At 74.7% G+C, this 24,989-nt stretch carries 22 protein-coding genes; 11 read left to right on the forward strand and 11 right to left on the reverse strand.

Going from position 1 to position 24,989, the window contains the following annotated elements:
- Positions 1-53: 53 nt before the first annotated feature.
- The 4 genes from ABTZ54_RS25330 to ABTZ54_RS25345 form a co-directional block, all read right to left on the reverse strand.
- A complete protein-coding gene (locus ABTZ54_RS25330; RefSeq protein WP_351667206.1) occupies positions 54-953 on the reverse strand; it encodes a hypothetical protein in 900 nt (299 codons plus the stop codon).
- Entirely contained in the window at positions 950-1,459 is a 510-nt protein-coding gene (locus ABTZ54_RS25335) for a hypothetical protein (RefSeq protein ID WP_351667208.1), read from the reverse strand. Before ABTZ54_RS25335 ends, ABTZ54_RS25330 begins: the two co-directional genes overlap by 4 nt.
- Positions 1,456-2,982 (reverse strand): hypothetical protein, encoded by a 1,527-nt coding sequence (locus ABTZ54_RS25340; protein WP_351667210.1) that lies wholly within the window; start codon positions 2,980-2,982, stop codon positions 1,456-1,458. The genes ABTZ54_RS25335 and ABTZ54_RS25340 overlap by 4 nt, the downstream gene beginning before the upstream one ends.
- A 75-nt stretch (positions 2,983-3,057) precedes the next feature.
- Positions 3,058-3,753, reverse strand: a complete 696-nt coding sequence (locus ABTZ54_RS25345) for a GntR family transcriptional regulator (RefSeq protein WP_351667426.1) — start codon at positions 3,751-3,753, stop codon at positions 3,058-3,060.
- Positions 3,754-3,949: 196 nt separating this feature from the next.
- Between ABTZ54_RS25345 and ABTZ54_RS25350 the strand changes: the two genes are divergently transcribed.
- The 5 genes from ABTZ54_RS25350 to ABTZ54_RS25370 are packed head-to-tail and all read left to right on the forward strand — an operon-like array spanning position 3,950 to position 8,318.
- Positions 3,950-5,230 (forward strand): MFS transporter, encoded by a 1,281-nt coding sequence (locus ABTZ54_RS25350; RefSeq protein ID WP_351667212.1) that lies wholly within the window; start codon positions 3,950-3,952, stop codon positions 5,228-5,230.
- Positions 5,227-6,015: a putative hydro-lyase gene (locus tag ABTZ54_RS25355; protein ID WP_351667214.1), complete on the forward strand. Its 789-nt coding sequence runs from the start codon at positions 5,227-5,229 to the stop codon at positions 6,013-6,015. Before ABTZ54_RS25350 ends, ABTZ54_RS25355 begins: the two co-directional genes overlap by 4 nt.
- Positions 6,016-6,070: 55 nt before the next feature.
- Positions 6,071-6,835, forward strand: coding sequence for a LamB/YcsF family protein (locus ABTZ54_RS25360; protein ID WP_351667216.1), 765 nt, complete (start codon positions 6,071-6,073; stop codon positions 6,833-6,835).
- Complete coding sequence (locus ABTZ54_RS25365) at positions 6,832-7,458, forward strand: 5-oxoprolinase subunit B family protein (protein WP_351667218.1); 627 nt, start codon at positions 6,832-6,834, stop codon at positions 7,456-7,458. The genes ABTZ54_RS25360 and ABTZ54_RS25365 overlap by 4 nt, the downstream gene beginning before the upstream one ends.
- Positions 7,455-8,318, forward strand: a complete 864-nt coding sequence (locus ABTZ54_RS25370; RefSeq protein WP_351667220.1) for a 5-oxoprolinase subunit C family protein — start codon at positions 7,455-7,457, stop codon at positions 8,316-8,318. Before ABTZ54_RS25365 ends, ABTZ54_RS25370 begins: the two co-directional genes overlap by 4 nt.
- A gap of 9 nt (positions 8,319-8,327) precedes the next feature.
- On the opposite strand, the gene ABTZ54_RS25375 is transcribed toward ABTZ54_RS25370, so the two are convergent.
- The 6 genes from ABTZ54_RS25375 to ABTZ54_RS25400 form a co-directional block, all read right to left on the reverse strand.
- Positions 8,328-11,921, reverse strand: a complete 3,594-nt coding sequence (locus tag ABTZ54_RS25375) for a hydantoinase B/oxoprolinase family protein (RefSeq protein WP_351667222.1) — start codon at positions 11,919-11,921, stop codon at positions 8,328-8,330.
- 4 nt (positions 11,922-11,925) lie between these two features.
- Positions 11,926-12,870 carry an SGNH/GDSL hydrolase family protein gene (locus ABTZ54_RS25380; protein WP_351667224.1) on the reverse strand — a complete coding sequence of 315 codons (945 nt, stop codon included), beginning with the start codon at positions 12,868-12,870 and terminating at the stop codon, positions 11,926-11,928.
- Positions 12,867-14,000, reverse strand: coding sequence for a glycosyltransferase (locus tag ABTZ54_RS25385; RefSeq protein ID WP_351667428.1), 1,134 nt, complete (start codon positions 13,998-14,000; stop codon positions 12,867-12,869). Before ABTZ54_RS25385 ends, ABTZ54_RS25380 begins: the two co-directional genes overlap by 4 nt.
- A gap of 101 nt (positions 14,001-14,101) precedes the next feature.
- The gene (locus tag ABTZ54_RS25390; RefSeq protein WP_351667226.1) at positions 14,102-15,235 is read right to left on the reverse strand and encodes a glycosyltransferase family 4 protein; all 1,134 of its coding nucleotides are present in this window, start codon (positions 15,233-15,235) and stop codon (positions 14,102-14,104) included.
- A gap of 139 nt (positions 15,236-15,374) precedes the next feature.
- A complete protein-coding gene (locus ABTZ54_RS25395) occupies positions 15,375-16,796 on the reverse strand; it encodes a HEAT repeat domain-containing protein (protein WP_351667228.1) in 1,422 nt (473 codons plus the stop codon).
- A gap of 243 nt (positions 16,797-17,039) precedes the next feature.
- Positions 17,040-17,438, reverse strand: a complete 399-nt coding sequence (locus ABTZ54_RS25400) for an ankyrin repeat domain-containing protein (RefSeq protein WP_351667230.1) — start codon at positions 17,436-17,438, stop codon at positions 17,040-17,042.
- 294 nt (positions 17,439-17,732) lie between these two features.
- Here ABTZ54_RS25400 and ABTZ54_RS25405 point away from each other — a divergent pair, with 294 nt between their 5' ends.
- Both ABTZ54_RS25405 and ABTZ54_RS25410 read left to right on the forward strand, forming a co-directional pair.
- The gene (locus ABTZ54_RS25405) at positions 17,733-17,927 is read left to right on the forward strand and encodes a hypothetical protein (RefSeq protein ID WP_046907412.1); all 195 of its coding nucleotides are present in this window, start codon (positions 17,733-17,735) and stop codon (positions 17,925-17,927) included.
- A gap of 37 nt (positions 17,928-17,964) precedes the next feature.
- On the forward strand, positions 17,965-19,611 hold the full coding sequence (locus tag ABTZ54_RS25410) for a hypothetical protein (RefSeq protein WP_351667233.1): 1,647 nt from the start codon (positions 17,965-17,967) through the stop codon (positions 19,609-19,611).
- Between the two features lie 89 nt (positions 19,612-19,700).
- Here ABTZ54_RS25410 and ABTZ54_RS25415 read toward each other — a convergent pair whose 3' ends face one another.
- Entirely contained in the window at positions 19,701-21,200 is a 1,500-nt protein-coding gene (locus ABTZ54_RS25415) for an SCO1417 family PLP biosynthesis transcription factor (RefSeq protein WP_351667235.1), read from the reverse strand.
- A gap of 30 nt (positions 21,201-21,230) precedes the next feature.
- Between ABTZ54_RS25415 and yczE the strand changes: the two genes are divergently transcribed.
- The 4 genes from yczE to ABTZ54_RS25435 all read left to right on the forward strand — a co-directional run bounded on the left by yczE (position 21,231) and on the right by ABTZ54_RS25435 (position 24,905).
- Entirely contained in the window at positions 21,231-22,010 is a 780-nt protein-coding gene (gene yczE, locus ABTZ54_RS25420; RefSeq protein ID WP_502997312.1) for a membrane protein YczE, read from the forward strand.
- 17 nt (positions 22,011-22,027) lie between these two features.
- The gene (locus tag ABTZ54_RS25425; RefSeq protein ID WP_351667239.1) at positions 22,028-22,792 is read left to right on the forward strand and encodes a glycerophosphodiester phosphodiesterase family protein; all 765 of its coding nucleotides are present in this window, start codon (positions 22,028-22,030) and stop codon (positions 22,790-22,792) included.
- A gap of 154 nt (positions 22,793-22,946) precedes the next feature.
- Positions 22,947-24,275 carry an MFS transporter gene (locus tag ABTZ54_RS25430; protein WP_351667430.1) on the forward strand — a complete coding sequence of 443 codons (1,329 nt, stop codon included), beginning with the start codon at positions 22,947-22,949 and terminating at the stop codon, positions 24,273-24,275.
- Positions 24,276-24,530: 255 nt separating this feature from the next.
- The gene (locus tag ABTZ54_RS25435) at positions 24,531-24,905 is read left to right on the forward strand and encodes an RNA polymerase-binding protein RbpA (protein WP_015032218.1); all 375 of its coding nucleotides are present in this window, start codon (positions 24,531-24,533) and stop codon (positions 24,903-24,905) included.
- Positions 24,906-24,989: the final 84 nt, after the last annotated feature.

Below are 24,989 nucleotides of genomic sequence, written 5' to 3' on the forward strand. Positions count from 1 at the left end.
ATGGGCGGTTACGTGCGGGGGGCGGTCACGCGAGGGCGGTCACGCGGTGTCGGTCAGGCGTGGAAGGGCAGGCCGGCGTCGGCGGCGAGCTCCAGGTCGTCGCCCTCGGGCGGCGGCAGGAGGGTCGCGGAGCCGTCGCTGACGGGGACGACGCCGAGGTCGAGCAGCTCGGCCATGGCGGCGCTGCCGGCCATGTCGCGGACCTGGAGCTGGTAGCGGGCGGTGGTGCGGTAGGAGCCGCCGGACTCGTCGCCGGTCCGCTGGAGGAAGCCGGAGTCGGTGAGGAAGGCGACGGCCTTGCCGACGATGCCGGTGGTGGAGCCCGCGAGGCGGCGGGCGTCCTTGGTGGCGCCGGTGGCGCTGCGCCGGGCGTAGATCCGCCAGGCGGCCTCCAGGCCGGGGGCGTCGGTGGCGGGGTCGGTGTTCTCGCCGTCCTGTTCGGCGCGCTCTTCGAGGCGGCGGCAGGCCTGGCGTACGAAGGCGTCGACGCCGTTGACGGTGAGGCGGCCGATGTAGCCGTCGTCGGCGAGGTCCTCGGGGCGGGGGAAGGCCATCGTGGCGACGGCGAGGTGCGCGAGGCCGTGCAGGAAGCGGTCGGCCGAGTCGGTGGAGGCGCGGCGGGCGTAGTCGCCCATGCGGACGGCGAAGACGGAGTCCTCGCCCGCGGTGACGGCCATCCCCGCGCGCGGGGAGACCTCCAGGACGACCAGGCCGAGGCCGGTGGCGACGGCGTCGGCGAGACGCGCGAACGCGGGGACCTCGCGGTAGCGCCGCAGCAGCTCGGCGTACTCGGCGTCACGCGCGGGCAGCAGCTTGGGCTGCAGCCCGAAGGAGACGAGCCGCGCCGCGTCGGCGGCGTCCGCCGGGGTGACGGCCGTGGCCGCGACGACGGCGGTCTGCGGGGCCTCCGGCTCGCTCCACGCGTCGGCGTACTCGACGTGGTGTTCGCTCACGGCTGGGGCTCCTCGGTACGGCGGGGGTGCGTGGGGGCGGGGTGCCCGGACGGGACGGGCGGCTCCACCGGGGTCTGCCCGGGTGTCGGGGTGGGGCCGGGCAGGGGCAGGCGTACGGGGGTGACGGCGACGGGCGCGGGTGCTCCCGGCGGCTCGGTGCGGGGCCGTGCCGGGGGCGTAGCCGATCTCTCGGTGCCCGATCCGCGCGCGGGCGTGGCCGGTGGCCCGGTGTCGAGCGTGGAGGTGGGGTCGGTGTCCGGGTGGGGCTCGCGTGGGAGCGGTACCGCGCGCACGGAAGGGCGGCGTACGGGGTCGGGTGTCGTCGCTGCGGCGGGGACCGGGCGCACGCGGGGGCCGTCCGACGGCGCGTCGGTCGGCGGCCTGCCGGCGGCGGGGCGTGCGAGGGGCACGGCGGCGACGCGGGGGCCCGGGGCGCGGTCGGCGGCCGGGGGCGCGGGCGTGTCGAGGCCGTCGACCGGGGTCGGGTCCTCGGGGCGCGCGGTCACGTGGCCTCCGTGCGGTCCGCTGCCATGCCGGCGGCGTCCAGGAGGGCCGTGCCGACGATGAGGTCGGCGCCGCCGAACCCGGGGTCGTCGAGCGGGGTGCCGTCGTCGACGGCGAACAGCAGGCGCTCCTCGCCCTGGCGGTACGCGGTGCCGACCGGGGGGCTCGCGGCGTGGATGGCGAGGAGGGCGACCAGGTACGGCAGGTCGTCGTCACGGAGCCGGGCGTCGGCGAGGAGGCCGGAGAGGCGGCGCGGGGCGTCGTGCTCCAGGTCGAGGAGCTCCATGGCGCTCGCCAGCTGCTCCTCGCTGAAGCGGCTGTCGTCGGGGGTGGCGATCAGGTCCGGCTCGGGCATCTCCGCGCCGAGGTGCTGGCGCTCCACGGGCGGGGTGAGCAGCAGGTCGACGAGGTCGGCGACGCGGACGGAGACGGGCGTGCGCAGCCCGGTGCCGTGGGCGAAGAAGGCGTCGGTGACCCGGCCCGCCTGCTCGACGGGGAGCGGGAGCAGGGGGGCGACCAGCTGCCCGTACAGGTCGAGGCCCGTGTAGGCGGTGGGCGCGGCGAAGGCCTGGCGGTCCTGCTCCGCGCGGAAGAGCGGTCCGGCCTCCAGGAGGCGGGACTGGAGCTGGGTGTGGCGCCGGATGCAGTCCTTGACGATGTCGACGAGCTCGGCGGCGCGGCGCTTGTGCTCCTGGTCCTCGGCCTCGTCGCGGGCCTTGCGGATGTTGGTGAGGATCGCGTTCTCGTGGCGGTAGCGGTCGGCGACGTGGTCGAGCGCTTCGGCGATCATGTCGGGCACGGTGATGAGCCAGTCGACCGCGCGGACGTTGCGCCGCGTGGCCTCCAGGGTCCTGCGGAGGGTCTCGGCGTACTGGACGGTCCGGTAGCGCGCCTGCTCGGCGGCGAGCTGGGCGTCGGCGAGGCGGCCCCGGCTGATGAGGACCTCCAGCTTCACCTCGGCGGCGATCTGGGCGCTGGTGACGTCGGTGTCGAGGGCGCCGACGAGGACGTTGACGGCCTCGTCGGTGGTGCGCAGGGAGACGCCGCCGCCGTAGCCGGGGACCTCCTGGATGAGCTTGAAGTCGTAGTCGCGGCGGGTGTAGACGCCGTCGGCGCCGAAGGTGCCGTACACCGCGCGGAAGCCTCGGTCGACGCTGCCGACGTTGATCAGGTTCTCCAGGACCCAGCGGGCCACCCGCTCGTGCTCGGCGGCGGGGCGCTCGGGGGCCTGGGCGGCGACGCGGGGCAGCAGCCGGGCGACGACCTGGTCGTGGTCGGCGCCGGTGTCGAAGTCCATGTTGAGCGTGACGAGGTCGATCGCGGCGAGGGCGACCTCGGCCATCGCGTAGACCGAGTACTCGCCCGCCAGGTTCGCCTTGCGCACGTCGAGGTCGTGCAGCGGGGCGGTGCACGCGAGCGCGCGGAGCCGCCGCGCGAGCCCTTCGTCGGCGGCCGGGCCCTGCGCGGGGCGCGGCCCCGCGCTGAGCTGGGGCGGAGCGAGGTCCGTCGAGGCAGGCGAAGTCACGGTGCACAGAGTAGGTCCTCGCACTGACAACGGTCGAAACGGCGCTTATACGACCCGGCCCGCGGGACCGGCCGCTCACGGCTCCGGGTCGTCGACCGCCTTCGCGTACACGTCGGTGATCCGGGTGCGGGAGTCGTCGAGGTAGCGGGCGAGGAGCTGTTCGGCCCGGTCCCGCTCACCGGCCCGCAGGGCGTCCAGAATCTCCCGGTTTCGCAGGAGATATGGCTCGTGGAGTCCGCGCGGGTCGGCCACGACGTGGAAGGCGAGGCGGAGTTCGGCGAGGACGCCGCGCATCAGCTCGTCGGTGCGGGCGCTGCCCGCGAGGGCGACGAGTTCGCGGTGGAAGTGGATGTTCGCCGTGGAGACGCCCGTCCAGTCCCCCGCGCGGGCGGCCCGTTCGCCCTCGGCGACGGCGTCGGCGAGGCCGTCGACGGCGAACGGGGGCTCTCCCAGGGCGTGGACGACGGCGCACTCGACGAGCCGGCGGGTGCTGTAGATGTCGGCGACGTCGTCCACGGCGAGGACCCGGACGAAGACGCCCCGGTTGAGCCGGTGGACGAGCAGCCGTTCGTGGGTGAGCAGCCGGAACGCCTCGCGCAGTGTGTTGCGGGACACACCGAGGGCGCCGCCGATGCCGTCCTCGGAGAGGCGGGTGCCGGGCGGGAAGAAGCCCTCGGCGATCCGGGTGCGCAGGATGTCGGCCACCCGCTCCGCTGTGCTCGTGCGCCCCAGCAGCGCGCGGTCGTCCACCAGCTCGCCGATCGAGTCCATCACGTTCCGTTCCCTCCGTCGTTCGCGGCCGAGTCAATCGCAGGACCTGCGCCGGGGACAAGGACGCGAGACGCCGGTGACACGACTCTTGTCGGATCGTTGAACGATCCCTACATTGAACGACACCGCACAGTACGTCAGCACGGTTCGTCAGCACGTCTCTCCCGCACTCTCCTCCCCTTTCTGCGAGGTGCAGATGAGCACGACCCAGACCCGGCAGACCCCTCAGGGCGAACACCCCGACGACACCGGCGCGTTCGCCTGGCTGCGCGCGCTCGGGCCGCGCGGCAGACGCGCGTTCGGCGGCGCCTTCGGCGGCTACGCCCTCGATTCGTACGACTTCTTCACCCTGCCCCTGTCGATGGTGGCCATCGCCGCCTACTTCGGCCTGGACAAGGGCCAGACCGGCCTGCTCACCACGGTCACGCTCGTGGTCTCCGCCGTCGGCGGCGCGCTGGCCGGCGTCCTGGCCGACCGGATCGGGCGGGTGAAGGCGCTCCTGGTCACGGTGATCACGTACGCGCTCTTCACCGTCCTGTGCGGCTTCGCGCCCAACTACGAGACGCTGATGGTCTTCCGCGCCCTCCAGGGCCTCGGGTTCGGCGGCGAGTGGGCGGTCGGCGCCATCCTGGTCGCCGAGTACGCCTCCGCGCGGCACCGGGGCCGGACCCTCGGCGGCGTCCAGAGCGCGTGGGCGGCCGGCTGGGCGCTCGCCGTGATCGTCTACACGCTGGTCTTCCGCTTCGTCGACGCCGACACCGCCTGGCGCGTGATGTTCTGGACCGGCGCCCTGCCCGCCCTCCTGGTCGTCTACGTACGCCGGCACGTCGAGGACGCGCCGCAGGCGGCCGAGGCGCGCCGCGCGAGCGCCGACCGGGGCTCCTTCACCGCCGTCTTCAAGCGCCCGCTGCTCCGCACCACCCTCTTCGCCGTGCTCCTCTCGACGGGTGTCCAGGGCGGCTACTACACGCTCGCCACCTGGGTGCCGACGTTCCTGAAGACCGAGCGGGGGCTCACCGTCGTCGGCACCGGCGGCTATCTGGCCTTCCTCATCTCCGGCGCCTTCATCGGCTATCTGACCGGCGGCTACCTGACGGACCGGCTCGGCCGGAAGAAGAACATCGCGCTCTTCGCGGTGCTGTCCGCGCTGGCCGTCCTCGCCTACACGGGCATCCCCGACGGGGCGAACACGCTCCTCCTGGTGCTCGGTTTCCCGCTCGGCTTCTGCATGTCGGCCATCTTCAGCGGCTTCGGCTCCTTCCTCGCCGAGCTGTACCCGACCGCCGTGCGCGGCACCGGGCAGGGCTTCACGTACAACACCGGGCGCGCGGTCGGCGCGGTGTTCCCCGCCATGGTCGGCTTCCTCGCCGAGAGCTGGGGCGTGGGCGGTGCGCTCGTCTTCGGCGCGGTGGGCTACGGCCTGGCGGTGCTGGCCCTGCTCGGCCTGCCGGAGACCAAGGGGAGGGAGCTCGTATGAACCGCGACACCGTCACCGGCCCGCGTGCCGCCCGGGAGCGGGCCCGGGCCGGGTCCACCGGCCCCACCTCGGGCTGGGCGCCCGGCCACGCCCAGGCCAACCTCGTCTCGGTGCCCGCGGACTGGGCGTACGACGTGCTGCTCTTCTGCACCCGCAATCCGCGGCCCTGCCCGGTCCTGGACGTCACCGACCCCGGCTCCTGGCGCACCTCGCTCGCCCCGGACGCCGATCTGCGCACCGACATCCCGCGCTACCGGGTGTGGGAGCACGGGCGGCTCGTGGACGAGCCCGTCGACGTCACTCCCTACTGGCGCGGCGACCTGGTGTCGTTCCTCATCGGGTGCAGCTTCACCTTCGAGGGCGCGCTGGCCGAGGCGGGGGTGCCGCTGCGCCATGTCGAGCAGGGCCGGAACGTGTCGATGTACGTCACCGACCGCGCGTGCCGGCCCGCCGGGCGGCTGCACGGGCCGATGGTCGTGTCGATGCGCCCGGTGCCGGCCGCCCTGGTGCCCACCGCGCGCCGGATCAGCGGGCTGCTGCCCGCCGTCCACGGTGCCCCGGTGCACGAGGGCGACCCGGCCGGGCTCGGCATCCGGGACCTGGCCCGGCCCGACTTCGGGGACCCGGTGGTCGCCGAACCGGGGGACGTGCCGGTCTTCTGGGCCTGCGGGGTCACCCCGCAGGCGGCGGTCATGGCCTCGCGTCCGCCGTTCGTGATCACCCACGCGCCGGGCCGGATGCTCGTGACCGACGTACGGGACGCGGAGTACCGCGTCGGGGTGTGAACGGGGGCGCGCCCGTTTCCCCGCTCTTCTGCGCACGACAGGAAGGAAACCCACCATGACCCGGGTCTCGATCGACCTCAACGCCGACCTCGGCGAGGGCTTCGGCCGCTGGGCGCTGACCGACGACGAGCAGCTGCTTTCGGTGGTCACCAGCGCCAATGTCGCCTGCGGCTTCCATGCCGGGGACGCGGCGACGATGCGGCGCGTCTGCGAGCTGGCGGCGGCCGGAGGGGTGCGGATCGGGGCGCAGGTCTCCTACCGGGACCTCGCGGGCTTCGGCCGGCGCTCCATGGACGTGCCGTCGGCCGAGCTGGCGGCCGAGGTCGCCTACCAGATCGGCGCCCTGGAGGTGTTCGCGCGGGCGGCGGGCTCCCGCGTGGCGTACGTCAAGCCGCACGGCGCGCTCTACAACCGGGTCGTCCATGACGAGGAGCAGGCGGCGGCGGTCGTCGAGGGGGTCCGGCTCGCCTCGGCGGGGCTGCCGGTGCTCGGACTGCCCGGCTCGCGGCTGCACGAGGCCGCGGAGAAGGCCGGGCTGCCCGTCGTCGGCGAGGCCTTCGGCGACCGCGCGTACCGGGCGGACGGCACCCTGCTGCCACGGGGGCAGGAGGGCGCCGTGGTGTCCGACCCGGGCGAGGTCGTCGAACGGGCGGTGTCCATGGCCCGGTTCGGGGTCGTCACCGCGCACTGCGGGGCGTCGGTCGCCGTCCGGGCGCGTTCGCTGTGCCTGCATGGCGACACGCCCGGCGCGGTCGGACTCGCCCGGCTGGTGCGCGCCCGTCTTGAGGCCTCGGGCGTCCGGGTGGAGGCCTTCGTATGAGGGCGCGCAAGGTGTACCGGGTCGGTGACCGGGGGCTGCTCGTCGAGCTGGTGAGCGGGGAGGCGACCGAGGCCTTCCACGCCGAGCTGCTGCGGCGGCGGGAGGCGGGCGCGCTGCCCTCCGTACGGGAGATCGTCCCGGCGGCGCGGACCGTGCTCCTCGAAGGGGTGACGGCGCCGGACCGGCTCGCGGCCGAGCTGCGCTCCTGGGACGTGCCCGCGCGGTGCGTGCCCGAGGGGACCGCCGTGACGGTGCCGGTGCGCTACGACGGGCCGGACCTGGCCGAGGTGGCCGCCCTGTGGGGGGTGTCGGTGGAGGCGGCGGTGCGGATCCACGCGGAGACCGTCTTCCGGGTCGCGTTCTGCGGGTTCGCGCCGGGCTTCGGCTATCTGACGGGGCTGGGGCCACGGTACGAGGTGCCGCGCCGGGCCACTCCGCGGACCGCCGTCCCGGCCGGTTCGGTGGGTCTCGCGGGGCCGTACACGGGGGTGTACCCGCGTGCCTCGCCGGGTGGCTGGCAGCTGATCGGCCGCACCGACGCGGTGCTGTGGGACACGGCGCGCGAGCCGGCGGCGCTGCTCTCCCCCGGCACCCGGGTGCGTTTCACGGTGGCGGGCCGATGAGCGATCGTGCCGTGGCCGTCGTACGGGCCGGGGCGCTGACCACGGTGCAGGACCTGGGGCGGGCGGGGTACGCGCATCTGGGCGTGCCGCGTTCGGGGGCGCTCGACCCGGGCGCGGCGCGGCTCGTCAACCGGCTGCTCGGCAATCCGGAGGACGCGGCCGTGCTGGAGACCACGGTCACCGGGTGCGCGGTGCGGCCGCGCGGCGCGGTGACGGTGGCGGTGGGCGGGGCGCCGTGCCCGGTGGCCGTGGACGGGCGTCCCGTCGCCTGGGGCACGGCGGTACGGGTGGGCCCCGGGCGGCTCCTGGAGGTGGGGGCGGCCGTGCGCGGGCTGCGCTCGTACGTGGGGTTCGGCGGCGGGATCGGCGTCGAACCGGTGCTCGGCAGCCGCTCCACCGACCTGCTGTCGGGTCTCGGCCCGGCGCCGCTGTCGGACGGGGACGTGCTGCCGCTGGGAGCGGAGGCGGCCGTACGGGGGTCGGTCGACGCTCCTCCCTGGCCGGGCCCGCCGGACGAACTCGTCCTGCGGGTCCGGCCGGGTCCGCGTGACGACTGGTTCACGCCCGGCGCGCTGCGGACGCTCGCGACGGGTGTGTGGCGGGTGTCCTCGGCGAGCAACCGGATCGGGCTGCGGACGGAGGGGCCCGCCCTGGAGCGGGCGGTCGCGCGGGAGCTGCCCAGCGAGGGCATGTCCCTGGGCGCGGTGCAGGTGCCGCCGGACGGGCGGCCGGTGGTGTTCCTGGCCGACCATCCGACGACGGGGGGCTACCCGGTGGTCGGCGTGGTCCGGGAGGCGGATCTGGCGGCGGCGGCGCAGGCCGTGCCGGGGACGCCGGTGCGTTTCGTGCCGTATCGCTGAAAACCCTGTTCACAGGGGCGGCGGGCCGTAGCCGCCGCCTCCGGGGGTGCGGACGACGAGGACGTCACCGGGCCCGACCTCGGTGGTGTCGACGCCGTCGAGGCGCTCCACGGTGCCGTCGGCCCGTTCGACGGTGTCCGCGCCGAGGGCGCCGGGCCCGCCGCCCGCCATGCCGTAGGGCGGGACGCGCCGGTGCCCGGTGAGCAGGGCGACGGTCATGGGCTCCAGGAAGCGGATGCGGCGCTCCACGCCGTCGCCGCCGACCCAGCGGCCCCGGCCGCCGCTGCCCGCGCGGACGGCGAAGGCGTCGACCCGGACCGGGTGGCGCCATTCCAGGATCTCGGGGTCGGTGAGCCGGGAGTTGGTCATGTGGGTCTGGACGGCGGCGGTCCCGTCGAAGCCCTCGCCGGCGCCGGATCCGCTGGCCACGGTCTCGTAGTACTGGACGTGGTCGTTGCCGAAGGTGACGTTGTTCATGGTCCCGGAGCCCTCCGCCTGGACGCCGAGGGCGGCGTAGAGGGCGCCGGTGACGGCCTGGGAGGTCTCGACGTTCCCGGCGACGGTGGCGGCGGGGTGGACGGGGGCGAGCATGGAGCCGGGCGGGACACGCACGTCGAGCGGCTCCAGGCAGCCGCTGTTGAGCGGGATGTCGTCGTCGACGAGGGTGCGGAAGACGTAGAGGACGGCCGCCATGACCACGGAGGTGGGGGCGTTGGCGTTGCCGGGCAGCTGGGGCGAGGTGCCGGTGAAGTCGAGGACGGCGCTTCGGCGTTCGCGGTCGACGCGGACCGCGACCTGGACGACGGCGCCCGCGTCGGTCTCGTAGCGGCAGCTTCCGTCGCGCAGCCCGGCGACGATCCGGCGGACGGACTCCTCGGCGTTGGCGCGGACGTGCCGCATGTAGGCGTGGACGACGTCGAGGCCGAACTCGTCCACCGTCCTGCGCAGTTCCTCGATGCCCTTCTCGTTGGCGGCGATCTGGGCGCGCAGGTCGGCGAGGTTGGTGTCGGGGTCGCGGGACGGGTACCGGGCGCCGGTGAGCAGGGCGCGGGTCTCGGCCTCGCGCAGTCTCCCGTCGCGTACGAGCAGCCAGTTGTCGAAGAGGACGCCCTCCTCCTCGACGGTGCGGCTGAAGGCGGGCATGGAGCCGGGCGTGATGCCGCCGATCTCGGCGTGGTGGCCTCGGGAGGCGACGAGGAAGCGCAGGGCGGTGCCGGTGTCGTCGAAGACGGGGGTGACGACGGTGACGTCCGGCAGGTGGGTGCCGCCGTGGTAGGGGTCGTTAATCGCGTACACGTCGCCGGGGCGCAGGGAGTCCCGGTTGCGGCGCAGGACCTCTTTGATGGACTCGCCCATGGAGCCGAGGTGCACCGGGATGTGCGGGGCGTTGGCGATGAGGTTGCCCTCGGGGTCGAAGAGGGCGCAGGAGAAGTCGAGCCGTTCCTTGATGTTGACGGAGTGGGCGGTGTTCTCCAGGCGCACGCCCATCTGCTCGGCGATGGCCATGAAGTGGTTGTTGAACACCTCCAGGAGGACGGGGTCGACGTCGGTGCCGACGGCCACCCGCGCGGGGCGCGGGGTGACGCGCCGCAGGAGGAGGTGTCCGCCGTCGGCGGCGGTGGCGCGCCAGCCCGTGTCGACGACGGTGGTGGCGTCGGCCTCGGCGAGGATCGCGGGGCCGGTGACGGTGTCGCCGGGGCGCAGGTCCTCGCGGCGGTGGAGCGGGGTGGGGACGGGCTCTCCCGCGCTGTGGGTGGTGACCGTGGCGCGCGGGGCGAGCCGCCCTCGCCGCGCCCCCTCGGGGACGACGACGGGGCCGTGGGGTCCGGCGGTGCCGACGGCTTCCACCGAGACGGCTTCGGCGACGAGCGGGGTGTCCATGGTGAAGCCGTAGCGCGCCCGATGGGCGGCTGTGAACTCGGTTTTCATCGATTCCCTGGGTGCCAGGGGCACAGGGAGGGCGGCGTCGGTGCCCTCGTACCGCAGCAGGACGCGCGCGCGGGTGGTGATCGCTGCGTCGGGAAGTCCGTCGGCGCGCAGTTCGGCGCGCGTGCGGTCGGCGAGCTCGGCGCAGAGCGCGGTGACGCGTTCAAACGTGCCCGGGGCGTCGAGCGCGGCCTCGACGGACTGCTCGCGCAGGGCGGTGGAGTCGGCGAGGCCGATGCCGTACGCGGACAGGACGCCGGCCAGGGGCGGGACGAGGACGGTGTCGACGCCGAGCGCGTCGGCGACGGCGCAGGCGTGCTGGCCGCCGGCGCCGCCGAAGCAGGTGAGGGCGTAGCGGGTGACGTCGTGGCCGCGCTGGACGGAGATCTTCTTGACGGCGTTGGCCATGTTGAGGACGGCGATCTCCAGGAAGCCCGCGGCCACCTGTTCGGGGGTGCGGCCGCCGCCCACCTCGGCGGCGAGGGCCGTGAACCGTTCACGGACGAGGGCGGCGTCGAGCGGCTGGTCGCCGTTCTCGCCGAACACGGCCGGGAAGTGGTCCGGCTGGATCCGGCCGAGCATCACGTTGGCGTCGGTCACGGTCAGCGGGCCGCCGCGCCGGTAGCAGGCGGGTCCCGGGACGGCGCCCGCCGAGTCGGGTCCGACGCGGTAGCGGCGCCCGTCGTAGTGGAGGACGGAGCCGCCGCCCGCGGCGACGGTGTGGATGCTCATCATCGGGGCGCGCATCCGGACGCCCGCCACCTGGGTGCCGAGTTCGCGCTCGAACTCCCCCGCGTAGTGCGACACGTCGGTGGAGGTGCCGCCCATGTCGAAGCCGATGACCCGGTGGAGTCCGGCCTGTGCCGAGGTGCGGGCCATGCCGACGACGCCGCCTGCCGGGCCGGACAGGACGGCGTCCTTGCCCCGGAAATGAGCGGCCTCCCGCAGCCCTCCGTTGGACTGCATGAACATCAGGCGGATCCCGGCGAGTTCGCGGGCGACCTCGTCGACGTACCGGCGCAGGATCGGCGACAGGTAGGCGTCGACGACGGTGGTGTCCCCCCGGGGGACGAGCCGGATGAGCGGACTGACCTCGTGGGAGCAGCTGACCTGGGTGAACCCCGCCTCCCGCGCGAGGGCGCCGACCCGGGCCTCGTGGGCGGTGTACCGGTAGCCGTGGAGCAGGACGACGGCGGCGGCGCGCAGTCCGTCGCCATGGGCGGCGGCGAGCTCCGCGCGGACGGCTTCCTCGTCGAGCGGGCGGACGACCCCGCCCCGGGCGTCGACCCGCTCGGGGACCTCGACGACCCGCGCGTAGACCGCCTCGGGCAGCACGATGTGGCGGTCGAAGAGGCGGGGGCGGTTCTGGTAGGCGATGCGCAGGGCGTCGCGGAAGCCGGCCGTGATCAGCAGGACGGTGGGCTCGCCGCGCCGCTCCAGGAGGGCGTTGGTGGCGACCGTGGTGCCCATCTTGACGACGTCGATCCGGTCGGCCGGGACGGGCTCCCCCGGCGCGAGGCCGAGGAGGAGCCGGATGCCCGCGACGGCGGCGTCCTGGGTGCGGGCCGGGTCGTGCGAGAGCAGCTTGCGGGTGACGATCCGGCCGTCCGGGCGCCGTCCCACGACATCGGTGAAGGTGCCGCCCCGGTCGATCCAGAACTCCCAGCTTCCGGTCATGACCTCATTGTGGCGGGGCGACCGCTCCCAGGGCGCCCGACGGCGTCGCCCGGTGGGCGCCCAGGGCAGCCTCCAGGGCGTGCTCGGCGCGCGCGTCCAGCCGGGCCCGGGTCCCGGTGGCGGAGTGGCGCAGTTCGGCGGCGGCGAGCAGGAGCAACTGCGGCAGCAGGTCGTGGCAGCGGCGCAGGACCCAGGCGGTCCCGGCGGTGGCGAGCCAGAGCGCGGCGTCCGCGCGGCCGGGCAGCGGCTGCTCCGGCTCGGGCGACGGGGGCGGGCCGTCGGCGAGGCCCCGCTCGCGCAGGAGCCGGTGGAAGGCGGCGGCGATGGCGCGGTGGCCGCGCTCCCCGGGGTGCAGCCGGTCGGCGCTCCACAGCGCCCGGTCCTCGGTCCAGGCGGGTGCGTCCAGGTGCAGGTGGACGGCGTCGTAGCGGGCGGAGAGCGCGTGGACGACGGCGTTCACGGACCGCTGGCGCCGGGCCAGCGGGCGGGCGAGCGGCGCGGGGAGGCCGAGCATGAGCCCGGGGTCCGGCAGGCAGGCGGTGAGCAGGACGGCCCCGGCGGCGGTGAGCTCGGCGCAGACGTGGTCGAGGCGGCGGGCGAGGCGCTCGATGTCGAAGGTGCGGCGCAGCGTGTCGTTGACGCCGACGACGACGGAGGCGAGCCGCGGCTCCAGGGCGAGCGCCGCGGGCAGCTGCCGCTCGGCCACCTCGCGGCTCTGCGCCCCGCTCTCCGCCAGGTTCGTGAACGCGGTCGCCGCGTCGTCGGCCCGCAGCGCCTCGGCGAGCAGCGCGGCCCAGCCGCGCCAGCGCCCGCCCACGCGGTCGCCGACGCCCTCGCTGAGGGAGTCCCCGAGGACGACGAAGCGGACCGGCCCCCGCGCGGTGCCGGACGGCGGGGCGGTGCCCGCGCGGGGATCGGTCCCGTCGCCGGTGCCCGCGGGCCCGGTCATCTCGGGGTCCCCCGCCGGGCAGGGGCGTCGTGGGCGGCCAGGAAGGCGGTGGTCGCGCGGTCCCAGGAGAAGAGCTCCGCGCGGGCGCGGGCCGTCGCCCGCCGTGGCCCCTCGGGGAGGGCGAGGACGGTGCGCACCGCGCGGGCGAAGGCGGCGGGCTCGTCGGCGGCGCAGGCGCCCGCGTCGGCGACGACTTCGGGGAGGGCGGAGGAGGCGCTGCAGACGACGGGGGTGCCGCAGGCGAGGGCCTCCAGGGCGGAGAGCCCGAAGGTCTCGGCGGGCCCGGGGGCCAGGCACACGTCCGCCGTGGCCTGGAGGTCGGCGAGGGCCTCGCGGTCGGCGACGTGGCCGAGGAAGCGGACCGGCAGGCGCTGTTCCCGGGCGCGGCGCTCCAGGGCGCCCCGCAGGGGTCCGTCGCCCGCGACGACGAGGACGGCCCGTACCCCCTGGGCACGGAGTACGGCGAGGGCGTCCAGGGCCGTGCCGGGCCGCTTCTCGACGGAGAGCCGGGAGCACAGCACGAGCAGCACCCGCTCGCCCGCCGCGTACCGGGCCCGCAGGGCGCTGCTCCGCCGCCCGGGACGGCAGCGGTCGAGGTCGACGCCGAGCGGGGCGCGGACGACGTTGCGGGCCCCGATCCGTACGAACTCTCGCTCGGCCCACTCCGTGGTGCACACGATCCGGGAGTAGGCCCAGGCGGTGCGGCGGTTGAGCCGGTCGGCGGCGCGGGTGGCGGCCGTCTCGGGGAGGCCCCAGGTGCGCAGGACCCCGTCGGCCGTCTCGTGGGAGACCATGACGGACGGCACCCTGGCCCGGCGGGCCCACTCCCCCGTCCAGCGCAGGGTGGTCCGGTCGGAGACCTCCAGGCGGTCGGGGGCGAGCCCGTCGAGGACGCGGCGCAGGCGGCGCCGGTCGGCGAGCACCCGGTAGCCGCCGGTGCCGGGGAGCACGGGTCCCGGCAGGGTGATGACCCGGCCCTGGTCGGTCTCCTCGTCGCCCGCCACGGCGCCGGGGACGACCAGGACGGGTTCGTGCCCCGCGGCCAGATAGCCGCGACCCAGCCGGTCGAGGGCGGTGCGCAGCCCGCCGGAGGTCGGGGTGACGAAGTTGGCGAGCCGCACGATCCGCAGCGGCCGCCCCGGGGCGAGCGCCCCGACGCCTCCCTCCCGGGTGCCCGGGAGGCTCCCGGCGTCAACCTGCGTCCGCGCACTCCCCGCGTCACCCACCCCCCTCACGCCGCCACCGCCGTCCGCTCGCGCAGCACCTCGCGGTAGTGGCCGATCAGCTCGTCGCCGATCGCCTCCCAGGTGCGCCGCTCGACGGCGGCCCGCCCGGCTCTGCCGTACACGGCGCGCAGGGCCGGGGCGGCGACGAGGGCGGCGACGGCCTCGCTCAGGGCGGCGGGGTCGTCGGGTGGTACGAGGAAGCCGGTGCGGCGGTGGTCGACGAGGTCGAGGGGGCCGCCGGCGGCGGGGGCGACGACCGGGACGCCGGAGGCCATGGCCTCCTGGACGGTCTGGCAGAAGGTCTCGTACGGGCCGGTGTGCGCGAACACGTCGAGCGAGGCGAAGATCCGGGCCAGGTCGGCGCCGGTGCGGCGGCCGAGGAAGACGGCGCCGGGCAGGGCGGCCCGCAGCGCCGGTTCGCTGGGCCCGTCGCCGACGACCACGACCCGGACGCCGGGCAGCGCGCAGACCCCGGCGAGGAGGTCGACGCGCTTCTCGGGGGCGAGGCGCCCGACGTAACCGACGAGCGTCTCGCCGCCGGGCGCCAGCGAGCGCCGCAGCGACTCGTCGCGGAGCCCGGGCCGGAAGCGCACGGTGTCGACCCCGCGCCGCCACAGCCGGATCCGGCCGATGCCGTGCGCCTCCAGGTCCCGTACGGCGGCGGTGGACGGCGCCAGGGTGCGGTCGGCCGCGCCGTGCACCGCGCGGAGCCGGCGCCAGGCGACGGACTCGCCCACGCCCACGTACGTACGGGCGTATCCGGCGAGGTCGGTCTGGTAGACGGCGACGGCGGGCAGTCCGAGCCGCGCGGCGGCCGACATGCCGCGCGCGCCGAGGACGAAGGGGCCTGCCAGGTGGACGATCTCGGCCCGGTGGGCGGCGAGGGCGGCGGCGACCCGGCGGCTGGGCAGGGCGACCCGCACCTGGGGGTAGCCGGGCAGCGGCAGGGACGGCACCCGGACGACGGGGCAGGGCGCGCCCTCGTCCGGGCCGGTGGCCGCGAGGGCGCCGGGCGGGGCGGGGGCGACGACCAGGGGGGTGTGGCCGCGGCGGACCAGATGGAGCGCGGTCTGCTGGGCGCAGTGCGCCACACCGTTGACGTCGGGCGGGAAGGACTCGGTGACGATGACGACACGCATACGGGTGTTGTCGTCGCGCTCGGCGTGTCCCCGTCAAAGTGGATCTGGACGGGCGGGGAACGTCCCATGAGCGTTTGCCCCGGGCGCCCTCAAGAGCGACGGGGGTGGCCGCTTTCGGCCACCCCCGGGTGTACGGCGCTCAGACCTGGAGGTCGAGATCCGGCCCTATCCGGTTGCGCACGGCCGTCTGCACCTCGGCCTCTTCGGCGGGGTCGGCGGCGAGCCGGCGCAGGCGTTCGGCGACGCGTACGTCACCCGTCTCCGCGTGGAGGGCGGCGAGCTCGCGGGTGGTCTCCTCGCAGTCCCACAGGCATTCGACGGCGAAGCCGTTGGCGAAGGTGGGATCGGTGGCGGCCAGGGCGCGGGCGATGCGGCCGCGCAGCTGGGAGGAGGCCGTCTCGCGGTAGATGTGGCGCAGCACGGGGGCCGCGCACCCGATGCCGAGGCGCCCTGCGCCGTCGACGAGGGGGTAGAGGGCGGCCGCGTCGGGGCCCTGGGCACGCACGGTCTCGCGGAGGGCGCCGAGGACGAGGGGGGAGTCCTGGGTGCCGCCGCGGAAGGCGAGCATGCCGGCCGCGGCCGCGCCGAGCGCGTCGGGGCGGTGGATCCAGCCGCGGGCCCGGTCCACGGCGGCTTCGCCGCACATCCGCTCGAAGGCGGCGACGGCCGCGTCGGCGACGGTGCGGGAGGCCTCGCCCGCGGCGAGTTCGACGAGGTCGAGGACGGCGGGGTCCTGGGCCTCGGCCAGGTAGTGCAGTGCGGCGCAGCGGGCTCCGTCGGGGCCGCAGCGGGCGGTGGTGAGGATCAGCTCGCGGTCCTCGGGCCCGGCGACGGCGACCAGGCAGCGGGCGGCGGGCCCGTGCAGCTCGACGCCGCGTCGCAGGCCCTCCTGGGCCCAGTCGAGGACGGCCTGGACGCTCCAGCCGGGCCGGGGCCCGGTGGGGCTGAGCTGGCGCTGCCAGCGGTCGAAGGAGCCCTGTTCGCCGGCGGCCCTGATCCGGGCGCCGACGGAGGCGCGCGGGTCCTCGGCCCACAGCCGCCAGGGCCGCGGTTCGAAGGCGTCGCGGACGGCAGCCGCGAGCTCGGCCTCGCCCTCGGCGTCGGCCGGGAAGCGGGCGAGCACGGGCAGCGCGAGCGAGCGCAGGCCGGTGTCGTCGTCGCGGAGCGCGAGCTCGTCCAGGGCCCAGGCCCAGTTGGTCCCGGTGGCGGCGTAGCGCCGCAGGAGCATCAGGGCGTCACGGCGTCCGTAGGAGGCGAGGTGCCCGAGGACGGCGAGCGCGAGCCCGGTCCTGGCCTCCTCGGTGTCGAGGTGGTCCTCGGCGCCGAAGAGGTGCGCCTCGATCTCCTCCAGACCTCCGTGGAGGTCCAGGTAGAGACGGGCGTAGTAGAGGGAGCGGTTCTCGACCTGCCAGTCGTGGCGGGGGTCGTCGAGAACACAGCCGTTGAGGGCCGCGAGGGCCTCGGCACGTGGCGCGGCGAGCGCGTGCAGGGTGCCGTCGCCGCGGCCCCTCTGCAACAGGCCGAGCAGGGTGCCGCTCGGCGCTATGACTGGATCGAACATGGAAGACGCCTCACATCAAGCTGTCGACACGACCGGGGGGAATCCGGGATGAACCGGGTCAGGCTGTTCGCCTAGGCCGTGCGGCAACATGTCGGGCCGCCCGTCGTCCTGCGCTTGCCAGTGACCATCTTCCTCTGCCTCTCGTCCGGTGGCCCCCTGCGGGCCCGACGTCATGATGACCCACCCATTTCGCCACCGCGACCACATTTACGACGCTGCTCTCACCTGGGGTTCAACCGGTGTTCACCGCGCTCCGAAGAGCTCCAGGAGTTCGGCCTTGCCGAACATCCGCGCGGTGTCCACGGCGGACGGAGCGCCGGCTTCCGGATTCGCCCCGCCGGCCAGGAGCGCGCGCACGACGGCGTCCTCGCCCTTGAAGACGGCACCGGCGAGCGGGGTCTGGCCGCGGTCGTTGGCGCGGTCGGCGTCGGCACCGCGCTCCAGGAGGGCGGTGACCGCGTCGGCGTGCCCGTGGTACGCGGCGAGCATGACGAGCGAGTCGCCCCGGTCGTTGGTGAGGTTCGCCGGGACCCCCGCGTCGACGTAGGCGGCGAGGGCCGCCGCGTCACCGGTGCGGGCCAGGTCGAAGACCTTGGAGGCCAGCTCGACGACCTCGGGGTCCGGGGTCGGGCTCTCGCTCATGGTGACGCCTACCTCTCGTGCTTGACCTGCGCACGGCAAGTGAGGCCGTACGAGTGAATCGACAGGGTACTGCCCGGTCGAGGACATGACCGTGCGCGATCGAGGCAAAGATCACTCGCAACGCGCCCCCTTTTAGCGCGATCCCGGCTTTTCGCCACCCGAAGAGGGTCCGGTTCTACGCCGGTCAAGTGAAAACGCCAGCAATTCACCCATATGCACCTTTAGTCACATAGATACTTGCTGTGAACCTGGAAGGACTGATGGTGACTGTCCCCTCAACCAGGAGAACACCTCATGATCCTGTCCATTTCAGGCGTCGTCCTGCTCGGCATCATCTGCTTCCTGTTCTTCAAGAAGGACGGCATGAAGGCCTCGCACGCCCTGGTCAGCGCCCTCTTCGGGTTCTACCTCGCGGGCACCGCCATCGCCCCGAGCATCACCGCGGGCGGACAGAGCCTCGCCAGCCTTCTGGGCGGGATCAAGTTCTGACGCCCCTCAGCCCCTCCCACCACTCCAGGAGTACGACGTGGCCCGGCGACCACTCCCCCGCATTCTGAGCAGCGGCAGCGCCCAGATCGCTCGTAGCCGAGAGATCGCGCGCACGGCCGCCGACAGCGCCACCGATGTGCTCCATCCGCTGATCACCATCTCGCGTGGTCTGCGGAAGCTGGCCGCGACCGCGCGCGCCAAGTGGGCCGCGACCCCCAAGGAGCGGCGCGGTCCCACGCTGTTCCTGGTCGCGGCCTTCGTCCTGGTCGTCGCCTTCATGCCGTACGGCCCGCTGCTCGCCCTCGTCGGGGTGATGGGCGCGGCCGCCTGGCAGGGACGTGAGCGCCCGGTCGTCAAGACCGGGCCCGACGACGCCGAGGTCGCCCGGCTCAAAGGCCTCTACGAGGCCCTGGTGCCGTATCTCTCGCTCCCCGAGGACCCCGAGCCGCTCTTCGCGCACGGCGGGGACTGGAGCGGCCCCTTCACGGACTACGCCTTCGACGAGGACGGCCGGCTGACCCGGCTGCGCATCGCCTACCCCCCGTACTTCACCGACGGGGAGCCCGCCGCCCGCGCCCGTATCGAGCAGCTGCTGCACGCCAAGTCGGGGCGCGGCCGCGAGTACCTCTTCGCGTGGGACGAGGAGGGCAACCGGTTGACCATGCACGTGCTCGACGCCCTCCCCACCACCATCGCCGCCCAGCACTTCGTCACCGTGCCCGGCGAGACCGTGCTCGGCTTCACCGACGCCGACGCCGTGCAGCGCACCGTGCCGGTGCGGGGCGCCGACGGGACCGAGGACGCGCCCGCCGTCGTCTGGCGCACCGGCCCCCGCTCCACCGAGCCGCATCTGCTGGCCGTCGGGCAGCCCGGCAGCGGCACCACCTCCCTGCTGCGCTCGATCGCGCTCCAGGCGCTCCCCCACGGCGACGTGCTCGTCATCGAGGGCGGCGGCACCGGAGAGTTCGCCTGTCTCGTCGGCCGGGCCGGGGTGCTCGCCGTCGAGTGCGGGCTCTCGGGCGCCCTGGCGAGCCTGGAATGGGCCGCGCACGAGACCGAGCGGCGGCTCATCGCCGCGAACCGGGCCCGGCAGGCGGGCCATCCGGCGCCCGAGGACACCCGGCGCCCGCTGTGGATCCTGCTCGACCGGCCGAGCGTGCTGGGCCACCTGGCCGCCGCCGACGGCCGCCCCGACCCGCAGGACCTGCTCCAGGTGCCGCTGCGGCACGGACGGGCCGCGCAGGTCACCGTCGTCGTGGCCGAGCAGTTCGACAGCCTGGACGGGCTCGGCGAGCCGGTACGGAGCCACACCAGGGCCCGGGTCGTGCTCGGCCCGGCCGCCCCGGAGCAGATCGCCGCCGTCCTCGGCACCCTGCCGCACACGACTCCGGTCCCCGACGTGCCGCCGGGCCGCGGCTACGCCCGCCTCGGTACGGCGCCGGTGCTGCGCCTCCAGGTGCCGGCCACCCCCGACCCCTTCGACGACGCGACCAGCGAGGCGCACCGCCAGGCCGTCCTGGAGCTGCTGCCGGACCGGCAGACGGCCACGACGGCGACGATCGAGGCGGCCCCGGGTTCGGCCCCGGACCCCGACCTCGACCTCGACGCCGACACGGCGCCGACGCTCCGCAAGAGCCCCGGCACCACCACGGCCTTCCCGGCCCCGGTGCCCGCGGAGGGCTGAGCCCCGTATCCCGTACGCAAAAGAAGAGGGCGGCCGCACCGGCGAAGGTGCGGCCGCCCTCTTCTTTTGTGCCCGAATACGGGTACGGCCTACGCCACGAAGGACCTCGGCGCCTCGACGCCCGCCCCGGCGCCCGACTCCACCAGGCGGGCCGCGGCGGCCAGCCGTGCGGCGGCCTCGTCGGCGACCGGGCCGCCGACCGTGAAGGGGAGCCGGACGTACCCCTCGAAGGCGCCGTCCACCCCGAAGCGCGGCCCGGACGGCACCCGGACGCCGACCCGCTCGCCGACCTCTGCGAGGCGCGAGCCCGACAGGCCGCCGGTGCGCACCCACAGGGTCAGGCCGCCGCGCGGCACCTCGAACTCCCAGTCCGGCAGCTCCCTGCGCACCGCCGTCACCAGGGCGTCGCGGTTGTCCCGGGCCTGGGCCCTGCGCAGGGCGACGGCCTCCTCCCAGCCGCCGGTGCGCATCAGCCAGTTGACGCCGAGCTGCTCCAGGACGGGGGTGCCGAGGTCCGCGTAGGCGCGGGCGGCGACCAGGGAGCGGATCACGTCGGGCGCGGCCCGCACCCAGCCGATCCGCATGCCCGCCCAGAACGCCTTGCTCGCCGAGCCGACGGTCAGGACGGTGGCGCCGGACGGGTCGAAGGCGCAGACCCGGCGCGGCATCGTCACGTCCTCGTCCAGGAAGAGCTCGGTCATCGTCTCGTCGACCACGAGGACCGTGCCGGCCGAACGGGCCGCCTCCACCAGCTGGCGGCGCTGATCCTCGTCCGCGAGGGCCCCGGTGGGGTTGTGGAAGTCGGCCACCACGTACGCGAGGCGGGGCGCCGCGTCCCGCAGCACCTGGCGCCAGCGGCCCAGGTCCCAGCCGGCGAGCCCCTCCGCCATGGCGACCGGAACGAGCCGGGCGCCCGCCTCCCGCATCAGCTGGAGGATGTTGGCGTACGAGGGGGACTCCACGGCGATCCGCTCGCCGCGCCCGGCGAAGAGATGGCAGATGGCGTCGATGGCGCCCATCGCGCCGGTGGTGACCATGATCTGCTCGGGCATGGTCGGGATGCCCCGCTCGGTGTACCGGTCGGCGAGCATCTGGCGCAGCGCGGGCAGCCCGGCCGGGTAGTCGCCGTGGGTGTGCGCGTACGGCGGCAGTTCCTCGAGGGCGCCCTGGATGCCCCGGGTGAGCCAGGGCTCGGGGGCGGGCAGCGCCGCGCAGCCCAGGTCGATCATGGAGCCGAGCGACTCCGGGGGCAGCGGTTCGAGCCCGCGGGCCGGGAGCGGGTTGCCGGCCGGGACCGCCGTCCAGCTTCCGGCGCCGCGCCGGGACTCCAGGAAGCCCTCGGTGCGCAGCGCCTCGTAGGCGGCGGCGACGGTGGTGCGGCTGACGGTGAGGGCGAGGGCGAGTTCCCGCTCGGCGGGCAGCCGGGCGGCGACCGGGACCCGGCCCTCCAGGACGAGGAGGCGGATGCCGTCGGCGAGGGCGCGGTAGGCGGGCGGCTTGCGGGCGCCGGGCACGGCGGGCCTGGCCTGCTGGGCCTGGAGCTGCCGGGCGAGCTGAGCGGGCCCCACCGCTGAAGTCCACTGGGCCATGGAAATCAGTCCACCTTCCGCGAATTGGCCATGGTTGGCCGGTGTTCCCCCGCCACAGAGTGTCATGAGTCAGTCCACCACGACCACCCAGGTCACCACTCAGGGGGCAGTCCTGTGTCCAACCCCATCGGCGCCGCCGGCCTTCGCGGCCGGCATCTGACCCGCCGACTCGTCCAGCTGTACGTCGGCCTCGCGCTGTACGGGATCAGCGCGGCGCTGCTCGTGCGCGCCGGGCTCGGCCTGGAGCCCTGGGGCGTGCTCCACCAGGGCCTCGCCGAGAAGACCGGTCTGACGATCGGGGTCGTGTCCATCGGTGTCGGGGCGATCGTCCTGCTGCTGTGGATCCCCATCCGGCAGCGGCCGGGGCTCGGCACCGTCTCCAACGTCTTCGCCGTCGGCCTCGCCATGGACGGCACGCTCGCCCTGGTGCCCGACATGGACGGCCTGCCCGCCGGGATCGCGATGATGGTGCTCGGCATCGTGCTCAACGGCGTGGCGACCGGCCTCTACATCGCCGCGCGGCTCGGCCCCGGCCCGCGCGACGGCCTGATGACGGGCCTGCACCGGCTGACCGGGCGGTCGATCCGGCTGGTCCGCACGGCGATCGAGGTCGCCGTCGTCGCCACCGGCTTCGTCCTCGGCGGCTCGGTCGGCGTCGGCACGGTCCTCTACGCCCTGAGCATCGGCCCGCTGGCCCAGTTCTTCCTGCGGCGGTTCGCGATCCCCGAGGCGGACGCCGGGTCCATTCCGGGCTCGGGGTCCCCCGCGCAGGCCGCCGGCCCCGCTCCCGTCGCCACGCCGACACCCTGACAGGCCATACTGCGGCGGTGACTCGCGTACGCCACCCCTACCTCGACCACCCGGCCCCTCTCCCCTTCGCCCACCGCGGCGGCACGGCGGACGGCCTGGAGAACACCGCGGAGGCGTTCCGGCGCGCGACCGCGGCCGGATACCGCTACTTCGAGACCGACGTCCACACCACGGCGGACGGCGTCCTGGTCGCCTTCCACGACGCGACCCTGGACCGGGTGACCGACACCGGCGGCCGGATCAGGGACCTGCCGTGGGCGGCGGTCCGGGAGGCCCGGGTGGCGGGCAAGGAGCCGCTGCCCCTCTTCGAGGAGCTCCTGGAGGAGTTCCCCGAGGCCCGCTGGAACGTGGACCTGAAGGCCGAGGCCGCCCTCGGGCCGCTGGTGGACCTGATCGCCAGGACCGACGCCTGGGACCGTGTTTGCGTCGGCTCCTTCACCGAGAGCCGGGTCGCTCGGGCCCAGCGCCTCGCCGGCCCCCGGCTGGCCACCTCGTTCGGCGTGAAGGGCGTCCTCGGGCTGCGGCTGCGGTCGCTGGGCATCCCGGCGGCGCTGCGCGCGGGCGTGGTCGCGGCCCAGGTGCCGGAGCGGCAGGCCGGCGTCCCCGTGGTGGACCGCCGTTTCGTGCGCGAGGCGCACGCCCGGGGGATCCAGGTGCACGTGTGGACGGTGAACGAGGCGGACCGGATGCACGCCCTCCTGGACCTTGGCGTGGATGGCATCATGACCGATCATCTGGAGACGCTGCGCGGGGTCCTGACGGACCGCGGACTGTGGGTCTGAGCGCGCGTACCACCACGGGGCACACGGGGACGAACGAGGGGGCGCGGCCTTGACCGACGTCGACAACACCGGCCGGACGGGCGGTCACGCCGCCGGGCCCGGCGGTCCGGAGGGTGCGGGGGGTCCGGAGGGTCCGAACGGCCCGGACGGCCCGGTGAGCGCGGCCGAGCGCAAGCGCGAGCAGCGCGGCTGGTACTTCTACGACTTCGCCTGCTCGGTCTACTCGACGAGCGTGCTGACCGTGTTCCTGGGGCCGTACCTGACCTCGGTCGCCAAGGCGGCGGCGGACCCGGAGGGGTTCGTGCACCCGCTGGGCATACCCGTGCGGGCCGGTTCCCTCTTCGCGTACGCCGTGTCCGCCTCGATCGTCGTCGCGGTGCTCGCGATGCCGCTGGTGGGCGCTGCGGCGGACCGCACGGGGCGGAAGAAGCCGCTGCTCGCCGCCTCGGCGTACGTGGGGGCGACGGCGACGACGGGGATGTTCTTCCTGGACGGCGACCGCTATCTGCTCGGGGCGTTCCTGCTGATCGTGGCGAACGCCTCGCTGTCGGTGTCGATGGTGCTGTACAACGCCTTCCTGCCGCAGATCTCCGAGCCCGAGGAGCGGGACACGGTCTCCTCGCGCGGCTGGGCGTTCGGCTACACCTCGGGCGCGCTGGTGCTCGTGCTGAACCTGGTCGTGTACTCGGGCCACGAGTCCTTCGGCCTGTCGGAGGGGGCCGCGGTGAGGATCTGCCTCGCCTCGGCCGGGCTCTGGTGGGGCGCCTTCACCCTCGTGCCGCTGCGGCGGCTGCGGGACCGGCGCACGGATCCGGCCGCCCACGCGGGCGCGGGAGCCGTCGGCAGTGGCTGGAAGCAGCTGAGGGCCACCCTGCGGGACATGCGCCGCCATCCACTGACGCTCTCCTTCCTGCTCGCCTACCTCATCTACAACGACGGCGTGCAGACGGTGATCTCACAGGCCTCGGTGTTCGGCTCGGAGGAGCTGGGCCTGGACCAGACGACGCTGATCACGGCGGTGCTGCTGGTGCAGGTGCTGGCCGTCGCGGGCGCGCTCGGCATGGGCCGGATGGCGCGGTCGTACGGGGCGAAGCGGACGATCCTCGGATCCCTGGCGGTGTGGACGGCGATCCTGGCGGCGGGATACTTCCTGCCCGCCGACGCGCCCGTCTTCTTCTACTGCCTGGCGGCGGCGATCGGGCTGGTCCTGGGCGGCAGCCAGGCGCTGTCGCGCTCGCTGTTCTCGCACCTGGTGCCGCGCGGCAAGGAGGCGGAGTACTTCTCGGCGTACGAGATGAGCGACCGCGGGCTCAGCTGGCTGGGGCCGTTGGTGTTCGGTCTCGCGTATCAGCTGACCGGGAGCTACCGGGATGCCATCATCTCCCTGGTGATCTTCTTCGCGGTCGGGTTCGTGCTCCTGGCGAGGGTCCCGGTGCGGCAGGCCGTGGCCGCCGCGGGAAACCCCGTACCGGACCGGATTTAGACGCGGAAGCGAAAGGCCGCTAGTGTACGCCTTTGGCCTGCCAGGCGGACCGTTACTGCGTGCTGACTTGGTGAAGACGTTGAGTGATATCTCCTGCCAGATGTGACAAAACGGGCACTGGTGGGTAAAACAAGGGGCGGCACGACGGGCGACGCATGACCCGTAACGGGAATCTTTACCGCCGACCGGACGTTGACCGGATGACGACGACAGCGACACCTGTCCTGTGGGCGACAAGCCCGGGAGGCACGATTCATGAGTGAGCGAGCTCTTCGCGGCACGCGCCTCGTGGTGACCAGCTACGAGACCGACCGCGGCATCGATCTGGCCCCGCGCCAGGCGGTGGAGTACGCATGCGAGAAGGGGCATCGTTTTGAGATGCCCTTCTCGGTCGAGGCGGAAATTCCGCCGGAGTGGGAATGCAAGGTCTGCGGAATCCAGGCTCTCCTGGTGGACGGGGACGGTCCCGAGGAAAAGAAGGGCAAGCCGGCGCGTACGCACTGGGACATGCTCATGGAGCGGCGTACCCGCGAGGAGCTGGAGGAGGTGCTGGCCGAGCGGCTGGCGGTCCTTCGTTCCGGCGCCATGAACATCGCCGTGCATCCGCGCGACAGCCGGAAGTCCGCCTGACGGACGGCCGCACGGCCTGAGAGAAACGCCGAGGGGCCCGGTACACGATTCGTGTACCGGGCCCCTCGGCGTTTCCGTGCGCGC

Origin of the sequence: Streptomyces sp. NPDC094032 (genome assembly GCF_040303965.1) — a bacterium.
In the GTDB taxonomy this organism is placed as follows: Bacteria; Actinomycetota; Actinomycetes; order Streptomycetales; family Streptomycetaceae; genus Streptomyces.